Consider the following 19591-nt stretch of genomic DNA (forward strand, 5'->3'; position numbering starts at 1 on the left):
CGGTGAGCGCCTGCCCCGCGCGCTCCCGCCGATCCCCCTTCCCGCCCGTCGGCGACGACGGCGCAGCTCCACCCCCACCACCCCACGCGGAAAGACGCCCTCTCTGTGAACACCCATGCCCTTTCCGGTCCGCCCGCACCGGTGACGGCGGACGAAGCGGTGGTCCTCGCGGACGAGTTCGACGGGATCGCGGCCTCCGTCGGGTCGGCCGTCCTCGGCAAGGCCGAGGTCGTACGCCTGGCCCTGGTCGCCATGCTCGCCCGGGGCCACATCCTGCTGGAGGACGTCCCCGGCACCGGCAAGACCACGCTCGCCCGCGCCATGGCCGCCAGCCTGGACGGCGACTGGCGGCGGATCCAGTTCACCCCCGACCTGCTGCCCTCCGACGTCACCGGCGTCACGGTCTTCAACCAGGCCACGCGGGAGTTCGAGTTCCACCCGGGCCCGGTCTTCGCCAACGTCGTCATCGCCGACGAGATCAACCGGGCCTCGCCCAAGACCCAGGCGGCCCTGCTGGAGGTCATGGAGGAGCGCACGGTCACCGTGGACGGCGCGGGCCACCAGGTGCCCTCGCCGTTCCTGGTCGTGGCGACCCAGAACCCGGTGGAGATGTCGGGCACCTACCGGCTGCCCGAGGCGCAGATGGACCGGTTCCTGATGCGGCTCTCCCTGGGCTACGCCGACCCCGCCAGCGAACTCGCCATCATCCGCGGCGACCGGCTCGTCTCGCCCGAGGACCTGCGGCCCAGCACCGGCGCCGAGCAGATGGACCGGATGCGGCGGGCCGCCGAGCGGGTGCACGTCCAGGACTCGGTCTACGAGTACGTCCTGCGCATCGCCCACGCCACCCGCGACCACCCGGCGCTGGGCGTGGGCCTGTCCACCCGCTCGACGGTGGCCATGGTGCGGGCGATGAGGATGCTCGCGCTCACCTCGGGCCGCCCCTTCGTCGAGCCCGAGGACGTCAAACTCCTGGCCCAGCCGGTGTGGGCGCACCGCCTGGTGCTGTCCCCGGAGGCCTCGGTCGGCGGGAGCGGCGGAGCCGACGTGCTGGAGGAGATCCTGAAGGAGACCCCGGCGCCGCCGCCGCGCCACCCGGGAGCCCCGGCGAGCCGCTGATGCCAACGACACGGGGATGGCTGGTCGCCGGCTCGGGCGTGCTCCTGCTCGCGGTCGGCGTCCTGTCCCAGTACCAGGAGATCGCGCTGCTCGGCGGTGTCGCCGTGACCGTGGTCGCCGTGGCGGTGCTGCTGGTGGGGCGCCCCGCCGGGGTGCGCGTCCAGCGCTCGGCCTCCACCACCCGGACCTCTCCCGGCACCACCGTGCGCGTGCGGGTCGAGGCGAGCAACACCGGACGGCGCTCCGTGCAGGTCAGTGAGCGCGTCCTCGGCTCCGACGGCGAGCGCGCGGTGCCGCTGCGCCCCCTGGCCGCACGCGCCACCGGCGGCTCCGACTACCGGATCGGGGCCCTGCGCCGCGGGGTGGTCGAGCTGGGTCCCCTGCGGGCCGGGCGCTCCGACCCGTTGGGACTGGCCTCGCTGCACCGCGACCACGGCGGTACCGAACGGGTCTGGGTGCACCCCCGCTGGGAGCACCTGCGCGCCGTACCGATCGGCCGGGTGGCCGACCCCGACGGCGCGGCGGACGGCGCGCCCGCGGGCACCCTGACCTTCCACGCCCTGCGCGACTACGTGCCCGGCGACGACCTGCGCCACGTCCACTGGCGCAGCTCCGCGCGGCTGGACAGGCTCGTCGTGCGCGAGTACATCGACACCTCCCAGACCCGGATCTGCGTCATCGTCGACGACCGCCCCACACCCGGCGGCGAGGCCCGCCTGGACGAGGTGGCCGGCGCGGCGGCCTCCATCGCGGCCACCGCCGTCCGCTCGTCCCTGCACTGCGAACTGCGCCTGGCCAGCGGCAGGGGCAGGGAGAGCACGGGCGGCCTGCCCCCGCTGCTCGACCTGCTCTCCGAGGCCCGGAGCACTCCGGGGGCAGACCTGCACCGCGCCCTGCTCCTGGCCCGCACCCGTCCCGCCGGTGACACCGCGGTCCTGGTCAGCGGCGCGCTCACCGCCGAGGACCTGCGGTCGTTCGGGCGGCTCGGCGACCGCTACGCGGGCCTGATCGCCGTCGTCGTCGGATCGGAGGAGCACCCGACCGCGCCCCCGGACGTCACCCTGCTCACCGCCGGTGACACCGCCGGGTTCGCCGACCGATGGAACGAGGCGCCGTGGTCACGCTGACACCGCCACCCCGCGCCGAGGAGGCTCCGGTCGCTCCCGCGCCGCCGGACCCGCCCCCGGAGGGCATCCCCGTTGCCGCGGGGCTGGTCATGGCCGCCGCCGCGGGCGGTATCGCCGTCGCCCCCGGATACGCCGACCCCGCCCCGGTCCACGTCCTGCTACCCGCCTGCGCCCTGCTCAGCGTCGTGGTGACCCTGCTGCTGCGGCGCCGGACGAGCGCGCTCCGTACCGCCCTGGCCGGGCTGCCGCTCCCGCTGGCGGTGGTGGCGGCGTGCTCGGTGTGGGTGCCCGGAGAGGGGACCGGGGTGCTCGGCTCCACCGTGGAGGCGGTCCTGCACTCGGGGGCGCGGATCCTCACCAGCGCCGCGCCGACCCCGCTGAACGCGGACACCCTCGCCCTGCCGGTACTGGCCACCTGGCTGACCGGCGCCGCCTCCGCTCTGGCCTGGCGCGGACGCCGCCGGGCGCTCGCCCTGCTGCCGGGGCTGCTGCTGCTCGTCGGCGCGGTCGTGCTCAACGGTCCCGTCGCCCCGCCCGGCTTCCCCGCCATCGGACTGCTCACGGTGTCCTCGGTCATCCTCATGTCCGCGTCCCGGGAGGAGCACGACCGCGGCGCCCCGGCGGGCCGGACGGCGCTGAGCGTCGAGGTCGACACCCCCGGCGGCACCCCGCCGGGAAGACCGCGCCGGGTACTGGTGACCGGGGTCATCGCCGTGCTGACCGCCACGGCCACCGTGTACGGCGGACCCGTCCTGCTCGCCGGATGGGACGCGGAGCCGGGCGACCCCCGCACGGTCGTGAGCCCGCCGATGGACCCCCAGGCGGCGCTCAACCCGCTCGTCTACCTGTCCGGCTGGGCCGCCGACCCCGACGAGCCGCTGCTCACCGTCGCCGCCGACGAACCCGTCAGCCTGCGCTGGGTCACCCTCTCCGACTTCACCGGCACCACCTGGCTGCCCGAGGGCGGCTACCGGGCGGCGGGTCAGGAGCTTCCCGAGCCCGTGCCGCCCCTGCCCCACGCCACCGGGGTCAGCGCCGAGATCACCGTCGGGGAGGACCTGCCCGGCAGCTGGGCCCCGGTCGTCGGCGCCCCCCGGCGGATCGGCCTTCCCTCCCCGGGCTACAGCGCGCTCTCGGGAACCGTGGTGAACATGGACGGCGCCGTCGCGGGCGCCCGGTACCAGGTCACCGGCGACGTCGCCGACTGGCGTCCGGGCGAGCTGGCCGGGGCCTCCACGCCCGCGGACGAGATCTTCGACCGCTACCGCGAACTGCCCGCCGGGGCGCCGTCCGTGCTCAACGACGTCGTCGCCGCGGTCGCCAGCGAGGGTTCCCCGTACCAGCGCGCCAGCGCCCTGGCGGAGTATCTGAGGCGGTCGCACCGGTTCGACCCCGAGACCCCCGGCGGCCACGGCTACGCCAACGTCGCCGCGGTCCTCGCCCCGCCCGGGGCGGAGGGGGGCGCGGGCACCTCCGAGCAGTTCGCGAGCGCCTTCGCCATGCTGGCCCGCGCGGCCGGACTGCCCAGCCGCGTGGCCGTCGGCTTCGGGGCGGGCACGGAGGACGCCGGCGGTACCCGCACCGTCCGCACGGGCGACGCCGTGGCCTGGGGCGAGGTCTACTTCGACGGCGTCGGATGGGTGCCGTTCGCCGTCACCCCCGGGGAGGAGGGCGGGGACGACGCGAGCGGGTCCGCGCGGAGCGAGCGGACCCCGGAGGGAGCCGATTCCGCGCAGGACCAGGTCCTGCCCGAGGACGACGCCCACGACGTCGCCGCGCCCCGGCGCGAGCCGGAGCGGTTTCCGGTGTGGGGGGTGCCCGCTATCGCGGGCGGTCTGCTCGCCGCCGTGCTCGCCGTCCCCGCGCTGCGCCTGGCCCGCAGCGGGCGGCGGCTGCGCGCGGGCACGCCCGAGCGCCGCGTCCTGGGCGCGTGGCACGAGCTGCGCGACGGCCTGCGCCTGTGCGCGTCGGAGCCGCCGCCGGGGCACACGGTCAGCGACACCGTCGCGCTCGCCCGGAGCCTGCTGCCCGAGACCGCCCAGGCCTGGGCCCACGTGGACCTGGGCAGGCTGGGCCGCACGGTCAACGGGATCGGGTTCGCCGCGGGGCCGGGCGTCACCGGGGAGCAGGCGGCCTCCATCGCCGAGGGCGTGCGCCGCCAGCTGCGCGCGCTGCGTCTCAGCAGGTCCCGTACCAGGAGGCTCACCTGGTGGTTCGACCCCCGTCCGCTGCTGTGGCGGGAGCGGTGATCCGCCGGGGCGCGGCAGTGAGAGGAGAGGACACCGGTGAGTGAGATGGGAAACGGCAGCCTGGTCGCGGGCTTCCACTCCCTGGAGGTTCTGCACCGCGGGGCGGACTCGACCGTCTACCGGGCGCTGCGGGACGCGGACGGCGGTCCCGCCGTGGTGAAGGTGATGCGCGGCGCGGACGGCGAGGCCGAGGTCGAACGGCTGTGTGAGATCGCCGGGTTCCCGGGCGTGGTGCCGGTGCTCGGCCACGGGCGCACCTCCTCGGGGCGGCCCTTCGTCGCCATGGACCACTGTGCCGGCGGGGACTACGCGGCCCGCCTGCGCCTGCACCGTCCGCTGCCGGTGGAGGAGGTGGTGGGGGCGGGCCTGGCCGTGGCCGGGGCGCTGGAGGCGGTCCACGGCCGGGGCCTGCTGCACCACGGGGTGGAACCGGCGAACCTGCTGCTGTCGGGGGAGGAGGTCGTGCTCGCCGACGCGGGCGCGGTCCTGCCCACGGGTGCCGTCCCGCCTGCTGTCGGGCTGGACCCGGGTGCCCTGGCGTACGCACCCCCGGAGGCGCTGCGGGGCGAGCGGCCCTCGGAGGCCTCCGACGTCTACCGGCTGGCCGCGACGCTGTGGACGCTGCTGTCCGGACACCCGCCGTTCAGCGACGGGCAGCGGGGGATCGCCGATCCCTTCGACCACCGGGAGCGAGTGCTCGGTGCTCGGCCTCCGGGGTCGCCGCGCGCCGACCTGCCCGCGGCGCTGCGGGCCGCCCTCGACCGGGCGCTGGCCAAGGACCCGTCCGAGCGCTTCCCGAGCGCGGCCGAGTTCGCCGAGGCGCTGGCCGCTCCGGCGGCGGGCGTCCCCGGCGCGGCGGAGGAGGACGTCCGCACGGAGTCCGGCGCGCTTCCCCCGGAGGAGGGGACCGCACCGCCGCCCGGACACGCGGCGGCCGGTGAGGAGTCCTCCGGCCCCGCCGACCCGTGGTGGGGGAGCGGTCCGGGGACGGAGGAACCCCCGGCGGACGGCGGTGCCGCGGACGAGTGGTGGGGACAGGCCCCGACGTGGGGAGAGGACTCGGCGGACGACGGCTCCTCGGACGAGTGGTGGGGGCAGGCCCCGGAGCCGGGGGAGCCCCCGGTGGGCCAAGGCGTCGTTGACGGGTGGTCGGAGCGGGACCCGGTTCCGGACGAGGACCGGGCGGACGGCGCCGCTGACACGTGGCGGCGACAGGACCCGGAGCCGCTGGATGACGACACCGCGGACGCGTGGTGGGAGGAGGACCCGGCTGGCCGGGGTGCCGAGCCCGAGGCTGACAGGGCGACACCCGTGCGCTGGGACGCCGGGGAACCGGAGCGCCCGGAGGAGGCGCCGGCGGCCGCACCGCTGGCGGACGGCCCGCGCGAACCGGGGCTCGCACAGTGGATCCAGGCGGCGGGCGACGAACCGGAATCCCCCGGGGGCGAGCGGCCCGGAACCTCGGACCCGCACGCCGGAACGTCCGACGGCCCGCCCGTGGCGGAACGGCCCGAGGACCCCTGGGCCGGGCTGGACGCCTGGTCCGGTCCTCCACCGCGCCAGGTGGCCGCCCCCTCGGCTCCCCCCGTTCCCGCCGCCGAGCCCCCCGCCTTCGGCGGGCCTTCCGCCCTCGCCGGACCCCCCGTCTCCGCGCCCCGTCCCCCGACGGCCGACCCCTATGCCTTCCCGACTCCACAGCGGTCCGCAGCGCCCGGACAGACCTGGGCGCGGCCCGCGCGGTCCGGCCGGAGACGCCCCCTCGTCATCGCCGCCGTGGCGGCCTCGGCCCTGGCCCTCGCCACCGTGCTGGTCGGCGCGGTGGTCGTCCTGCTTCCGCTGGGAGGCGGAGGCCGGGAACAGGACGGTTCCGCGGGCGCGGAGGAGACCCAGGCCGGTCCGGAGTCGGCCCGGGGCCAGGAGGACGAACCGCCCGCGCCGCCCGCCGCGGTCAACGAGGAGGCCGCGCCCACCGACGTCCGACTGGAGGACTCCGGCGACACGGTGCTGCTGACCTGGACGGACAACAGCGGCGGCGCGGTCGCCCACCACGTCGTCGGCGGCCCCGTCGGTACCGTCTACGCCCCCCTCGCCGACGTGGGGCCCGGCGGGACCCGGGCCGAGGTGAGCGGGCTCGACGCCGACGAGGAGTACTGCTTCACCGTCATCGCGGTGGTCACCGTGGACGAGGTCGCCTACTCCGAGGAGGCGTGCACAGACCGAAGCGGCGGGTGAACCGCTCCGGGGACGCGGCGGCGGCCAGCCGACACGTCCCCGGAGGTGGTTCAGGAACCGCAGTTGGTGCCGGTCAGGGTGGCCGACTGGTCGCCCACGGCCCCCGTGGTGTCCACGCAGATCCCCGGCGCGTGGACGTAGACGGGACCGGCGTACTGGTCGAAGGTTCCCGAGTCCCAGCTTCCCCCGCCGCTGCCGGACTGCCGGAGACCGACGTCCATGTACATGGTCCCGGCCGTGCCGACGGTCACGGCGCAGTTGTACCCGGTGGTGCCCTCGTAGTACAGGTAGACGGTCCCCAGACCGTTCGGGATCGCCGCCTGGTTGACGGTTTCGCTGTAGACCCCGTTGCCCTCGGGATGGCTGGCGTTGCACACCTGGGCGGGGTCCGCCCCCTGCGCGGTGGTGGCCGAGGACAGGACGAGGATCGACGCCACCGTGGCCAGTGCCGCCGTCGCCGTCCCGCATCTGCGCTTCCAGCTCTTCCTCGGCACGGGCGCCTCCTCCGTGTGCTCTCCGGTTCCCGGCATGGACGTCGGCGTCATCTGAACTCCCGTGAGCAGCTCGCGGTACTGGTCGTGCCGCTGTCGGCGGTGGCGCTCTCGGACGCCGCCAGCACGGTGAAGGAGTAGCAGCGCCCCGAGCCGCGCGGCTGGTAGGTGTAGGAGAGCTGTCCGCCCCCGGCCGCGGTGCCGGGCGTGCTCACCTCGCTCAGCGACCTGGAGCCGTCGCCGTGCGGCGTGATGGTGTACTGGGTCGCCCCCTCCACCTGTGACCAGGTGACCGTCACCGTGTCTCCGGAAGCGCTGAAGGAGACGCCGGCGGGCGCTCCGATCTCCTGGGTGGGCATGGTGAACGGGGCGCTCGTGGCGGACTCGCCGCTGACGCCCCCCGCGCCGCGCGCCGTCACGGTGAAGGTGTAGGTGCCGCCCGGCGCCAGCCCGGCGACCTCCACCGACGTGCCCGTGGACGTGCGGTCGCTCACCGGGTCGGAGTCGGAGGAGGCGGAGACGAGGTAGTCCGCGGCCCCCTCGGCGGCCTCCCAGGACACGGTCACGCTGTCGCTTCCCGCCGCGGCGACGGCGACGCCGCTCGGCGCGCCGGGGGCCCGGGGGCTGGGAGTGACCTCCTCGGTCTGCGCCGCGGGACCGGTGCCGAAGGCGTTGGATGCCCGCACCCGGAAGCGGTAGGAGGTGCCGTTCTCCAGTCCGGTGATCGTGGCCTCCAGCTCCGAGCCGTCGACGGTCGTGCTGCCGCCCTGCCACGTGATGTCGTAGGTCTCCACGGGGGAGTCCGGGGAGTAGGCCTCCGGCCAGGACAGCGTGACCGATCCGTCCCCGGCGGTGAAGGAGACGGGTGTCGGAGCGCCCGGCGCCGTGCCCTCGTCCTCCTCCTCGCCGTCGTCCCGGGGGCTCTCCACGGCCGGGGCCCTGGGGGCGGCGCCGCCCTCGGTGCCGCCGGACTCCGGGGCGGTGGTGTCACCGGCGTCGGGCGCACCCGCGTCGGGCACGGGGGCGTCACCGGGCTCGGGCGCGGTGGTCCCGTCCGGGGCCGGTTCCCGGGGCGCGGGCTCGTCCTCGTCGGTCTCGCCGGGGCCGGGCGGCGGGGCGGTCTTGTCGATGACGGTGGCCCGGCCCCCGGGGTCGACGACCGCCGCCACCCCGGTGTCGGGTGAGTTGATGTACAGGCTGCCCTCGCGCGCCTCCAGCTCCAGCGGCCCCTCGGCACCGGGCAGGGTGATGGGGTTGAGCTCGTCCCCGGAGGGGCCGAAGACGCGCACCGCGCCCTCCTCGGGGAAGGGCACGTAGAAGCGGCCCTCGTAGGGGACGGCGGTGCCGCCGCCCTCACGGCCGGTGGAGAAGTGGTCCACGCCCGCCGACCCGGTGGGGTCGGACACGGTGACGACGTCGCCGGAGCCGGGCAGCGTCACGGCGGCCAGGTCGCCCCGGGTGCGCGGCGGTACCTCGGCGCCCTCCAGCGGGACGGGAGAGGTGATGGTCCGGGACTCGCCACCGTTGCGGACGGCGACCATGCGGTCGCCGTTCCGGTCGACCGCGAGCACGCCGTCGTCGAGGACCGTGACGGCGATGTCGGCGCCGGGGTCGGCCACCGACGCGGTCTGCGTGATGACGGCCTCCTCGGCCTCGACCCGGATTCCGACGACCGTGCCCTGGGTGGGCACCCCCAGCCAGAGGGTGTCGGAGTCGTCGAAGGCCCCGCCGACCAGCGGGGCCGGGATCCTCAGGGACGGTCCGGTCGGCTGGAGGGTCGCGGGGTCCACCGCCTTGACCTCACCGCTGGCGCGGTCGATGACCACCGCGGCCTCCTCGCCCAGCGCGAGGCCGAAGTCGCCGCCGGTGCCGAGTTCGAGCACACCGGAGAACCCCATCTCCCGCAGGTCCACCGAAGTCACCCGGCCGGTCTCGGGGTCGTGGAGCAGGAGGTAGTCGTCGTTCTGGGTGACCTGGACGGGGCGTCCGGCGGAGCCGGGCAGCGCGGCGACGAGGTCGATCCGCGCGTTGTCGCCGTTGACGCGGAAGCTCTCGCCCGCGGGGCTGTCCCAGAGCCACACGGCGCCGTCGGACATCTCGTCCGCACGGCCCATGGCCCCGGCGCCGAGCGCGGTGCTGAGCAGGCCCGCGGCCAGGAGCGAGATCATCAGGCCCGGGGCGCTGGAGCGGGTGCGGCGCCAGAGCGCCGAGGCCGCGCGCCGCACGGGGGAGGGGCGGGGCTTCGGCGCGGGATCCGTCGGGGGTGCGGTGGGCTGGTCCACCATGCAGGGCTCCCTTGTGCGTGTGGCTCGTGATCCCGTCCACAGGGAGGCGCCCACCGCGACGGGGTTCGGGTCTGGCGGTGAAATCGGCGGCCGGAGGGAGGGCAGGGGCACCAGAGGTGTACCAGGGTCACGACGATTCCGTCAATGTCCTTACGTGCCGCCCGAAGACACCCCAAAAGGTACGGAGACGGGTCTCCGCGGCCCGACGTGTCCGATCGGCGGCACCACGCCGCTCCCGCGGCGGCCCGGGCCCGCGCGTCGCCCGAGGTGGTGGAGTCCTCCGCCTCTGACCAGGGCGGTCGCCGCCTTCGGTCGGCCGACCCGGGAAGGCGTCACCGGGACCGGCTAGGATTCACCCCACATCCCCCCGTCACGCCCACAGCGCACCTTTTCCCCTGCCCTGGAGAAGGGCGCGGGCTCACCGCGCACCTCATCCCCACTCCAGACGAGGCCTGTGAGACGACAGCCGTGAGTACGCACCCCTCAGCCGTCACGCTCCCCGCGACCGCGACCGCCCTGACCTCCACCGACCCCGCGCGGATCGGTCCCTACCGGACCCTCGGGCGCCTGGGCTCCGGCGGTATGGGTGTCGTGTACGCGGCCCTCGACCGGAACGGCGCGCTCGTCGCGGTCAAGCTCATCCACCCCGAGTACTCCGCCGACGACGAGTTCCGGGCGCGGTTCGCGCGCGAGGTGCGGCTGCTGGGCCGGGTGGGCGGAGCCTGCGCGGTGCCGCTGCTGGCCGCCGACACCGAGGCCGAGCGCCCCTGGCTGGCCACCCCGTTGGTGCGCGGGATGACGCTCAGCGCCTACACGCGCGCGCACGGGCCCCTGGGCGGATGGCTGCTGATCGGACTGGCCGCCGGAGTGGCCGAGGCGCTCGCCCAGATCCACGAGATCGGCATCGCCCACCGCGACCTCAAGCCCGCCAACGTCATCCTGTCGCCCGAGGGACCCCGTGTCCTGGACTTCGGCGTGGCCCGCGCGATCGACCAGACCGCGCTGACCCGCACCGGGTCCGTGCTGGGCTCGCCCGGCTGGATCAGCCCCGCCCACTACCGCGGCGAACCCCCCAGCACCGCCGACGACGTCTTCGCCTGGGGTGCGCTGGTCTCCTACGCGGCGACCGGGCGCCCGCCGTTCGGCACCGGCGACCCGGCGGCCGTCGCGCACCGGGTGATCAGCGGCGAACCCGACACCGCGGGTTTCACCGGCCCCCTCGCGGACCTGGCCGCACGCGCGCTCAGCAAGGAGGCGTCCGAGCGGCCGACCGCGCTGGAGCTGGTCGGCGGCGTGATCGCGGCGGGCGACCCGAGGCGCTCCCACACCCCGCCGGACTCCGCCGCGGAGGCGGGCGGCGTCATGGCCACCGTCGTCGACCACCAGTGGCAGGGCGTGCGGACCGCACCCGAGCGCGAGTTCCCGGTGGCCCCCGAGAGGCGGGGCGGAGCCGGGAGGACGCTGACCGTCGTCGGCGCCGCCCTGGGCGCCCTCGTCCTGCTCGCGGGACTGGGCTTCGGCGGCGTCGCCCTGGCCGCCAACTGGGACTCCCTGCCCGTCGCCGCCTGGTTCGGGGACGAGCCGACCGGGACGGCCGAGGCGCGGCAGGCCGCCGGGGAGCAGCAGAACCCGGAACGCGGACACCAGGAGCGGCCGGACGGCGCCTCCTCCGAGGAGCCCTCCGCGAGCCCCTCCGACGAGGCGTCCCAGAGCGCTGAGGACGAGGGGGATTCCGGCGGCGGGTCCACCACCACGACGGCCACGGTGGGCGCCGGGGTGGGCGCGAGCGGAACGCGCCCACCGGGCGAGCACGTCGTGGCCTTCCAGACCCCCGGCGGTTCGGGGCAGTACGCCGTGCTCGACGGCGCCACGGTGGTGTGCGCGTGGAGCTTCTGCCAGAGCCAGGGCGGATCGGTCGGCGACGGCGGCGCCGGTTCGGTCGCCTCCACCCCCTCGGCCCTGACCGGCTACGTCAACCAGGGCAGCCGCGTCATCACCGCCGAGGTCACCTACACCACCGGCGCCGACGGCACCGTCACCATCACCCGCCTGGTGGAGCGGCACAGCACCAGCGGCACGGGCACCCCGCCGTGGTAGGGGCCGGAACCCGAAACGACGGGAGAGACATGCCGAAGACCCTCGTACGCGGGACCGCCGCCGTGGCGGGCCTGGCCCTGACCATGGCGGTGGGCACCCCCGTGCCCGCCACCGCCGCCTCCTACGGGGGCCAGTGCGGGAGCGGATACGGGGTGGTCAACGAGGCCTCCGTCAACGGGGGCACCGTCTTCCTCACCTACAACAACTCCAACGGCCGCAACTGCGTCGTCGTGGTGCGGACCGACCCGGGCAGCGCCGTCAACATGGACGCGGCCCTCAAACGCAGCGACTCCACCTCCTGGGACACCGACCCGGGCGACTGGACGGAGTACGCGGGCCCGGTCTACGCCGACGCCGCCGGCCACTGCGTGGACTGGGGCGGCGTGGTCGGCGACGAATGGGTCCTGCGCAACGGCACCAACTGCGGCTGACACAACAGGAGAGGGCGCTTGTGAACGTGCACCACCCGTGGTGGATGAACCCGGTCAACACCCTGCTCAGACCCTTCGACAACAGCCTGGGGGCGGCCGAGGGCGCCTTCGACGCCATGCTGGCGGAGGCCTCCGCCAGCAGCGGGCTCCCCTGGCCCTCCGACGAACCCTTCCTCTCGGACACGCGCGTGCTCCACGACGCCTGGCAGGCGGTGCCCGGCGTCACCCCGATCGGCCGGATCGGCCTGCGGGGAGAGGTCCGGCGGCGGCTGGAGACGCGCCTGCGCATGCTCCACCTGCTCGACGCCAACCCGGAGGTCGCGGCCCAGCCCGTCGAGCGGCCGGTGTTCATCACCGGACTGCCCAGGACGGGCACGACGTTCGGCCACGGCCTCCTGGCCCAGCACGTCCGGGCCCGCGCCCCGCGGCTGTGGGAGATGCTGAGCCCGGTCCCCGACACGGGCAGGCCCGGGGAGCGCACCGTGGGCAGGCGCGAGCGCCTCGCGCTGGCGCGGAGGCTGGTCCGGGGCATGGACGCCATGGGACCCGGGTTCCAGACCATCCACCCCATGCACCCGCTCGAACCCGAGGAGTGCGTCTTCCTCCTGCCGCAGGGGATGTTCTTCCACGTCCGCGCCGCCTCCCCGGACTACCGCGCCTGGGTCGAGGGGCGCGACGCCACCCCCGACTACGCCTACCTCAAACAGCAGCTCCAGGCGTTGCAGTGGAAGCGGCCCGCGCGCCGCTGGGTGCTCAAGTCGCCCCTGCACCTGCTCAGCCTGGACGCCCTGCTCAACGTCTTCCCCGACGCGGTGGTCGTCATGACCGACCGCGACCCGGCGCGGGCCATGGCGTCGTGGGCCAGCCTGACCGAGACCTCGATGCGCATCCACAACAGCGACGTGGACCCGCACTGGATCGGCCGGGAGTGGCTGGGGATCTGGGCGGCGGGAGCCGAACGGGCCCGCCGCGTGCGCCGCGAGCACGGTCCGGAACGCTTCCTGGACCTGCCCTACGGCGAGCTGACCTCCGACCCGCTCGGGGCGGCCGAACGCGTCTGGAGCGGCCTCGGCGAGGACTTCGACCCCGACACCCGGGCCCGCACGCTCGCCTACACGCGCGCGGACCGGCGCAGGAACCCGGGCGGCCACCGGTACGACCTGGAGTACTACGGCCTCACCGCCGAGGAGGTGCACGCGGCGTTCGGCCCGGACCCGACCGGCGCCGAGGCGGCCCGCGCGGGAGGAGGCGGGACCTGAGGGGACGCGTCCGTGCCACCCGGCCCGGGCCGGGCTCGCGTCCGCGCCGTCGCGGACGCGGCGACCTTCCGGACGGCCGCCGCGACCGCGTGGCGTCAGCGCGCCGTGCGGTGCAGCGGCCGCCACGACCACCAGGCGGCCGTCCACGCGGCCAGGCCCAGCCCGGTGCCGGTGACGGCCCCGACGAGCAGGCACCGCACGAGGTCGTAGCCGCTCACCTGCGCGCGGTCGGGCAGACCGCCCGCCACGGCGCCCGCCACCGCGCACACGGCGAGGGCGGACAGGGCCAGGACGCGCACGCGGTCGCCGGGGACGGACCCGGGGCGCCCATCCGCCTCACGGCCGGCGCGCCCGGCGTCCGCGCGGCGGGCGCGCTCGCGGTGGACCCACCAGGCCAGGACGGCCAGGCCGCCCGCCGAACTCGCGGTACATCAGCACGTTGTAGAGCAGGTGCGGGCCCGCCACCGGAGCGCTCAGCGGCGGCCAGGCCCGCACCAGGGCCCCGCCCGTCTGGGTGAAGGAGTCCCAGGCCATGTGCGTGACCGAGCCCGCCGCCAGCGCCGCGGCGGTCAGCGCGGCCGCCCGCGCCGCCTCCCGCGCCGACCGGGGAGCCCGGACGCGCGGGAACCGCGTACGTGCTCCGGCCAGCGCGTGCAGCGGTGGACGGAGCACGTACGCGTACACCACCAGCACGGCGCCGCCGAGCAGCACGTCCAGCCACAGCCCCGCGGGGCCGTGCGTGGTCGCCGCGGCCACGGGCAGCGGCAGGTAGTACGGCAGGTCCGGCGCCACCGACCCGACGACCAGGGCCGCCGGCGGCAGCCCGGTACGCGCCAGGGGAAGGACCGCCGCGACATGGCTGGGGGTGAAGGGCACGTCGTCCTTCCTCGGCCGGGGACCGCGCGGCCCCGGCGGGCCTCGCTACTGCGCGTCCAGGTACTGGTAGGTGGCCAGGGTCCCCCCGATGAGCACGTAGACCTCGTAGGGGGAGACCGTGTCCTCCGGGGAGTCCGACCCCGCGAGCCCTCCGTCCCGGGCGTAGCAGAGGTAGGGGGCCCGTTCCGCGCCCGGCTCGACGGCCACGACGTCGTCCATGTCGCAGTACACCGCCTCGACGCCGTGGTCGAAGCGGATGGTGTCCTCGACGACCTCGCGCACGGTGGGCAGCTCCGGGTACTCGAACCGGAAGGCGGCGCCGCCGTCCCCGGCCAGGACCGGGAACTGCATGTCCAGGCCGCCGTAGGTGAGGGTGCAGCTCAGACCCGGTTCGACGGGTTCGGTCATCTGCTCGGGACACGCGGCGGCGGCGCTCGGATCGACGAGGGAGGCCTTGCGGGTCACCTCCGTCAGCAGGGCCCAGGCCGCCCGCTCGGACACCGACGCGGAGTCCTCGGGCTCGGGGGGCAGGGCGGACTCGTCCACCTGGGGTCTGGAGACGGGAACGGGTGCTTCGACGAGGAGCCCGGCGAGCTCCTCCTGGGACAGCGCCTCCGGCGGAGTGCCCTCCGCGGCGGTCGTCTCCTCGGCGGCCTCTTCCGAGGGCGCCGAGGCCTCCGCGGGGTCCTCCCCGCCGCCACAGGCGGACAGGGCGAACACGAGCGAGAGGGAGACCGCCGGGGTAAGGGCGAAGCGGCCGTGAGGGGGGAAGAAGGGCATCTCTGTCCTTTTCGTCCTTGGTGGGGGTGGGGGGAGGGGGATGCCAGTGGACCGTGAAACGCATGGGGTGGCCCGCCATTCCGACTCCCGTCACCCTCCGTCGGTTCACCGAATACCAGGAGTGTGTTCCACTTCACTGAAAGAACGCGTGCGGTGACACTTCGGTGAAACGCGGGACCCGAGAGGAGCCGAAGACCCCCTGAGGAGTCCGCCCCCGCCGTGAGCAGGCGCGGAAGCGCGCGTACCCCCTCGCGGCCGTGCGCGTGCGCCGCACTCCCCGGGGGCGGAGGCGTGGCGGCGCGGGAGGAGGGATCCGGCGCTTCCTCCGGCGGGCCGGGTCCGGCGCCGGGGTGTGCCGCGCCCCACACCCCGGGGCGGCGCGACCGAACGAGATTCTCTACCATCCACTATATGGACGTCCCTGAGAGCGGGGCCGCCGGATCCGGCGCCCCCAACCCGGCCGACGGGTTCCCCGCCGCCACACACGAGCGGTGGCGCGAACTCGTGGCGGGGGTACTGCGCAAGAGCGGTGTCCCCGAGGACCGGCTCGCCGACACACCCGAGTCGGCACTGGCCACGCACACCTACGACGGGTTCGACATCGAACCCCTCTACACCGGCGACCCCCCGGCCGCCGACCCCGGCTTCCCGGGGCTGCCCCCCTTCACCCGGGGCCACCGGCCCGGCGGGTCGGTCCCCGAGGGCTGGGACATCCGCGCCCGCCACACCGACGCCGACCCGGACGTCCTGCGGCGGCGCCTGCACGCCGACCTCATGAACGGCGTCAGCTCGCTGTGGATCGCCGTCGGCGGCACCGGCCTGCCCGTCTCCGCGCTCGGCCGGGCCCTCGGCGACGTCCACCTCGACCTCGCGCCCGTGGTCCTGGACGCCGGGGCCGACCACGCCGACGCCGCCACCGCGCTGCTCGACGCCCACGCCGACGCGGGCGTCCCCGACGGCCGGATCATCTCCCACCTGGGCATCGACCCCCTCGGCACCGCGGCCCTGGCCGGCGAGCGCCCCGACGTCATGGACCCCGCCCGCCTGGCCGCGGAGCTGGCCCGCGGGCGCCCCGGCCTGGGGCTGTTCGTGGCCGACGGCCGCCTCGTGCACAACGCGGGCGGCTCCGACGCCCAGGAACTCGGCTTCGCCGTCGCCGCGGGGACCGCCTACCTGCGCGCCCTGCACGCCGCCGGGATGGACCTGCCCGACGCCGCGCGGCGCATCGAGTTCCGCCTGGCCGCGAACGCCGACCAGTTCGGCGTCATCGCCAAGCTGCGCGCCGTCCGCGCCATGTGGGACCAGGTCCTCGACGCCAGCGGGGTGCCCGCCGACCAGCGCGCCATGCGCCTGCACGCCGCCACCTCCGAGGCGATGATGACCCGGCGCGACCCCCACGTGAACATGCTGCGCACGACCGTGGCCTGCTTCGCCGCCGGGGTCGGGGGAGCCGACGCGGTCACCGTCGCCCCCTTCGACTCCGCCGTGGGCCTGCCCGACGACTTCGCCCGCCGCATCGCCCGCAACACCCAGTCCCTGCTCATCGAGGAGTCCCACCTGGCGCGGGTCGTCGACCCCGCCGGAGGCTCCTTCTACGTCGAGGCGCTCACCCGCGACCTGTACCGGGCGGGCTGGGCGTTCTTCCGGGAACTGGAGGCCGAGGGCGGGGCCGCCGAGGCCGTCGAGCACGGCCTGCTGCGCGAGCGCGTGGACGCGGTGTGGACGCGCCGCCGCCTCGACCTCGCCCACCGGCGCTCCCCGCTCACCGGCGTCAGCGAGTTCCCCAACGCGGACGAGGTCCCGCTGGTGCGGCCCGCCGACCCCTCGCGGCCGCCGGCCCCGGTCCCCGGCGGCTTCCCGGTGCGCCGCTACGCCGACGACTACGAGGCGCTGCGCGACCGCAGCGACGCCCGCGCGGGCGACACCGGCCGAAGGCCCACCGCCTTCCTGGCCACGCTGGGCCCGGTCGCCGCGCACACGGCCCGCGCGTCCTTCGCGGCCAACCTGCTCGCCGCGGGCGGCGTCGCCTCCCACGAACCCGGCCCGCTCGACGGCGCCGCCGCCGTCGCGGAGGCGTTCGCCGCCTCGGGCAGCCGCGTCGCCGTGCTCTGCTCCTCCGACGCGGTCTACGCCGAGCAGGCCGAGGACGCCGCGCGGGCGCTCAGGCGCGCGGGGGCCCTGCGGATCCTGCTCGCGGGCGCGCCCGACGACTCCTACCGCGAAGCCGGGGTCGACGCCTTCGCCCACCGGGGGTGCGACGCCGTCGCCCTCCTCACCGACCTGGTCGACGTCCTGCTCACCGATCCGCCGGCACCGTCCGCCACTGCCGAGGGGGCGCACGCATGATCCCCGACTTCTCCGACGTCCCGCCGCGGCTCCCCGCCTTCTCGGGTGACACCGCCTCCGGACACGCCGCCTGGCAGAGAGCGCTGGAGGCCGGCACCGGCAAGGCCGCCGACGCCCTGGAGTGGGAGACCCCCGAGGGCATCGGCGTCAAGCCGCTGTACACCCCCGCCGACCGCGCGGGCCTGGACTTCGTGGACGGGCTGCCCGGCATCCCGCCCTACCTGCGCGGGCCCTACCCGACCATGTACGTCAACCAGCCGTGGACCATCCGCCAGTACGCCGGGTTCTCCACCGCCGAGGAGTCCAACGCCTTCTACCGGCGCAACCTGGCCGCCGGGCAGAAGGGCCTGTCGGTCGCCTTCGACCTGGCGACCCACCGCGGCTACGACTCCGACCACCCCCGGGTGGCGGGCGACGTCGGCATGGCGGGCGTGGCGATCGACTCCATCTACGACATGCGCCAGCTGTTCGACGGGATCCCGCTGGACAGGATGAGCGTGTCCATGACCATGAACGGCGCGGTGCTGCCGGTCCTGGCGCTCTACATCGTGGCCGCCGAGGAGCAGGGCGTCCCGCCGGAGAAGCTGTCGGGGACCATCCAGAACGACATCCTCAAGGAGTTCATGGTCCGCAACACCTACATCTACCCGCCGCGGCCGTCGATGCGGATCATCTCCGACATCTTCGCCTACACCTCGCAGCGGATGCCGCGCTTCAACTCCATCTCCATCTCCGGCTACCACATGCAGGAGGCCGGGGCCACGGCCGACCTGGAGCTGGCCTACACCCTGGCCGACGGCGTGGAGTACATCCGCGCCGGTCAGCGCTCCGGGCTGGACGTGGACGCGTTCGCGCCGCGCCTGTCGTTCTTCTGGGCGATCGGCATGAACTTCTTCATGGAGGTCGCCAAGCTCCGCGCCGCCCGCCTGCTCTGGGCGCGCCTGGTCAGGGACCTGGGCGCGACCAGGGACAAGTCGCTGAGCCTGCGCACCCACTCCCAGACCTCGGGGTGGTCGCTCACCGCCCAGGACGTGTTCAACAACGTGGCCCGCACGTGCGTGGAGGCGATGGCCGCCACTCAGGGGCACACCCAATCGCTGCACACCAACGCCCTGGACGAGGCGCTGGCCCTGCCCACCGACTTCTCCGCGCGCATCGCCCGCAACACCCAGCTGCTGCTCCAGCAGGAGTCGGGCACCACCCGCGTCGTGGACCCCTGGGGCGGCAGCTACTACGTGGAGCGCCTCACCCAGGAGCTGGCGGCCAAGGCCTGGGAGCACATCCGGGAGGTGGAGAAGGCGGGCGGCATGGCCGCCGCGATCGACGCCGGGCTGCCCAAGATGCGCATCGAGGAGGCCGCCGCCCGCACCCAGGCGCGCATCGACTCGGGCCGCCAGCCGGTGATCGGCGTCAACAAGTACCGCCCCGACACCGCGGACGAGATCGAGGTCCTCAAGGTCGACAACTCCCGGGTGCGCGCCCAGCAGCTGGAGAAGCTGCGCCGCCTGCGCGAGGAGCGCGACGAGGGCCGGGTGCGCGCCGCGCTCGACGCGCTCACCGCGGCCGCCGGGGGCGGGTCCCGGGCGGACGAGGCCCTGACCGGCAACCTCCTGGCGGCGGCGGTCGACGCGGCCCGCGCCAAGGCCACCGTGGGCGAGATCTCCGACGCCATGGAGAGGGTCTTCGGCCGCCACTCCGGGCAGATCCGTACGATTCAGGGTGTGTACAGGGACGAGGCGGCGGGCAGCGCCGACGCGGCCGACCTCATGGAGCGCGTGACCCGCCGGGTGGAGGAGTTCACCGAGGACGAGGGCCGCCGACCCCGCATCCTGGTGGCCAAGATGGGCCAGGACGGCCACGACCGGGGCCAGAAGGTGATCGCGACCGCCTTCGCCGACCTGGGCTTCGACGTGGACGTCGGCCCGCTGTTCCAGACCCCGGCCGAGGTCGCCGCGCAGGCCGTGGAGGCCGACGTGCACGTGGTCGGGGTGTCCTCCCTGGCCGCGGGGCACCTGACCCTGGTGCCCGCGCTGCGCGAGGAGCTGGCCCGGCTGGACCGCGGGGACATCATGATCGTGGTGGGCGGGGTCATCCCCCCGGCGGACTTCGCGCCGCTGCGGGAGGCGGGCGCGTCGGCGATCTTCCCGCCGGGGACGGTCATCGCCGAGGCCGCCGTCGACCTGCTCGACCAGCTGGAGGAACGGCTGGGGTAGGGGAGGCGCGAGGGGTGCCCGCGGGGTCGGCCGCCCCGGCGGCGCGGGCACGCGGCGGACGGGGCGGACGAGTGCGCGGCGGACCG

14 protein-coding genes are annotated in these 19591 nt (G+C 75.6%); 9 read left to right on the forward strand and 5 right to left on the reverse strand.

Translation table 11 applies throughout. The features are described from left to right. Window positions 1–159 precede the first annotated feature (159 nt). Genes NDAS_RS27385 through NDAS_RS27400 form a run of 4 tightly spaced genes read left to right on the forward strand, consistent with a single transcriptional unit; the run spans window position 160 to window position 6727 of the window. Window positions 160–1119, forward strand: a complete 960-nt coding sequence (locus tag NDAS_RS27385) for an AAA family ATPase (RefSeq protein ID WP_013156518.1) — start codon at window positions 160–162, stop codon at window positions 1117–1119. Beyond that, the gene (locus NDAS_RS27390; RefSeq protein ID WP_013156519.1) at window positions 1119–2246 is read left to right on the forward strand and encodes a DUF58 domain-containing protein; all 1128 of its coding nucleotides are present in this window, start codon (window positions 1119–1121) and stop codon (window positions 2244–2246) included. The genes NDAS_RS27385 and NDAS_RS27390 overlap by 1 nt, the downstream gene beginning before the upstream one ends. Continuing rightward, window positions 2234–4495 (forward strand): DUF3488 and transglutaminase-like domain-containing protein, encoded by a 2262-nt coding sequence (locus NDAS_RS27395; protein ID WP_013156520.1) that lies wholly within the window; start codon window positions 2234–2236, stop codon window positions 4493–4495. The genes NDAS_RS27390 and NDAS_RS27395 overlap by 13 nt, the downstream gene beginning before the upstream one ends. Before the next feature lie 45 nt (window positions 4496–4540). Next, window positions 4541–6727 carry a protein kinase domain-containing protein gene (locus NDAS_RS27400; protein ID WP_041553478.1) on the forward strand — a complete coding sequence of 729 codons (2187 nt, stop codon included), beginning with the start codon at window positions 4541–4543 and terminating at the stop codon, window positions 6725–6727. A gap of 50 nt (window positions 6728–6777) precedes the next feature. Here NDAS_RS27400 and NDAS_RS27405 read toward each other — a convergent pair whose 3' ends face one another. Both NDAS_RS27405 and NDAS_RS27410 read right to left on the reverse strand, forming a co-directional pair. Continuing rightward, window positions 6778–7164, reverse strand: coding sequence for a spore-associated protein (locus NDAS_RS27405; protein WP_232051619.1), 387 nt, complete (start codon window positions 7162–7164; stop codon window positions 6778–6780). A gap of 104 nt (window positions 7165–7268) precedes the next feature. Next, complete coding sequence (locus tag NDAS_RS27410; protein WP_013156523.1) at window positions 7269–9503, reverse strand: fibronectin type III domain-containing protein; 2235 nt, start codon at window positions 9501–9503, stop codon at window positions 7269–7271. A gap of 468 nt (window positions 9504–9971) precedes the next feature. Between NDAS_RS27410 and NDAS_RS27415 the strand changes: the two genes are divergently transcribed. From NDAS_RS27415 to NDAS_RS27425, 3 genes are read left to right on the forward strand one after another with little or no spacing between them, the layout of a single operon-like run. Continuing rightward, entirely contained in the window at window positions 9972–11600 is a 1629-nt protein-coding gene (locus NDAS_RS27415) for a serine/threonine-protein kinase (RefSeq protein WP_013156524.1), read from the forward strand. 29 nt (window positions 11601–11629) lie between these two features. After that, the gene (locus tag NDAS_RS27420; protein ID WP_013156525.1) at window positions 11630–12031 is read left to right on the forward strand and encodes a hypothetical protein; all 402 of its coding nucleotides are present in this window, start codon (window positions 11630–11632) and stop codon (window positions 12029–12031) included. Between the two features lie 20 nt (window positions 12032–12051). Then, on the forward strand, window positions 12052–13290 hold the full coding sequence (locus tag NDAS_RS27425) for a sulfotransferase family protein (protein WP_013156526.1): 1239 nt from the start codon (window positions 12052–12054) through the stop codon (window positions 13288–13290). 95 nt (window positions 13291–13385) lie between these two features. On the opposite strand, the gene NDAS_RS29480 is transcribed toward NDAS_RS27425, so the two are convergent. Genes NDAS_RS29480 through NDAS_RS27435 form a run of 3 tightly spaced genes read right to left on the reverse strand, consistent with a single transcriptional unit; the run spans window position 13386 to window position 14946 of the window. Next, a complete protein-coding gene (locus NDAS_RS29480; protein ID WP_013156527.1) occupies window positions 13386–13589 on the reverse strand; it encodes a hypothetical protein in 204 nt (67 codons plus the stop codon). Window positions 13590–13626: 37 nt separating this feature from the next. After that, window positions 13627–14166, reverse strand: coding sequence for a DUF4184 family protein (locus NDAS_RS27430; protein WP_013156528.1), 540 nt, complete (start codon window positions 14164–14166; stop codon window positions 13627–13629). A gap of 45 nt (window positions 14167–14211) precedes the next feature. Then, window positions 14212–14946: a hypothetical protein gene (locus tag NDAS_RS27435; protein WP_013156529.1), complete on the reverse strand. Its 735-nt coding sequence runs from the start codon at window positions 14944–14946 to the stop codon at window positions 14212–14214. Window positions 14947–15357: 411 nt separating this feature from the next. Between NDAS_RS27435 and NDAS_RS27440 the strand changes: the two genes are divergently transcribed. Together NDAS_RS27440 and scpA are read left to right on the forward strand one after the other, a co-directional pair. After that, window positions 15358–17292 carry a methylmalonyl-CoA mutase family protein gene (locus NDAS_RS27440; protein ID WP_013156530.1) on the forward strand — a complete coding sequence of 645 codons (1935 nt, stop codon included), beginning with the start codon at window positions 15358–15360 and terminating at the stop codon, window positions 17290–17292. Beyond that, window positions 17289–19505, forward strand: coding sequence for a methylmalonyl-CoA mutase (gene scpA / locus NDAS_RS27445; protein ID WP_013156531.1), 2217 nt, complete (start codon window positions 17289–17291; stop codon window positions 19503–19505). The genes NDAS_RS27440 and scpA overlap by 4 nt, the downstream gene beginning before the upstream one ends. The last annotated feature ends 86 nt before the right edge of the window (window positions 19506–19591 follow it).

The organism is Nocardiopsis dassonvillei subsp. dassonvillei DSM 43111 (assembly GCF_000092985.1).
GTDB classification, from domain to species: domain Bacteria; phylum Actinomycetota; class Actinomycetes; order Streptosporangiales; family Streptosporangiaceae; genus Nocardiopsis; species Nocardiopsis dassonvillei.

What these genes read in the sequence shown, in the direction of transcription:
- NDAS_RS27390 (WP_013156519.1), top strand. Translation starts at nt 1,119, where the DNA reads ATGCCAACGACACGGGGATGGCTGGTCGCCGGCTCGGGCGTGCTCCTG.
- NDAS_RS27400 (WP_041553478.1), top strand. Translation starts at nt 4,541, where the DNA reads ATGGGAAACGGCAGCCTGGTCGCGGGCTTCCACTCCCTGGAGGTTCTG.
- NDAS_RS27440 (WP_013156530.1), top strand. Translation starts at nt 15,358, where the DNA reads ATGGACGTCCCTGAGAGCGGGGCCGCCGGATCCGGCGCCCCCAACCCG.
- NDAS_RS27420 (WP_013156525.1), top strand. Translation starts at nt 11,630, where the DNA reads ATGCCGAAGACCCTCGTACGCGGGACCGCCGCCGTGGCGGGCCTGGCC.
- NDAS_RS27410 (WP_013156523.1), bottom strand. Translation starts at nt 9,503, where the DNA reads ATGGTGGACCAGCCCACCGCACCCCCGACGGATCCCGCGCCGAAGCCC.
- scpA (WP_013156531.1), top strand. Translation starts at nt 17,289, where the DNA reads ATGATCCCCGACTTCTCCGACGTCCCGCCGCGGCTCCCCGCCTTCTCG.
- NDAS_RS27435 (WP_013156529.1), bottom strand. Translation starts at nt 14,946, where the DNA reads ATGCCCTTCTTCCCCCCTCACGGCCGCTTCGCCCTTACCCCGGCGGTC.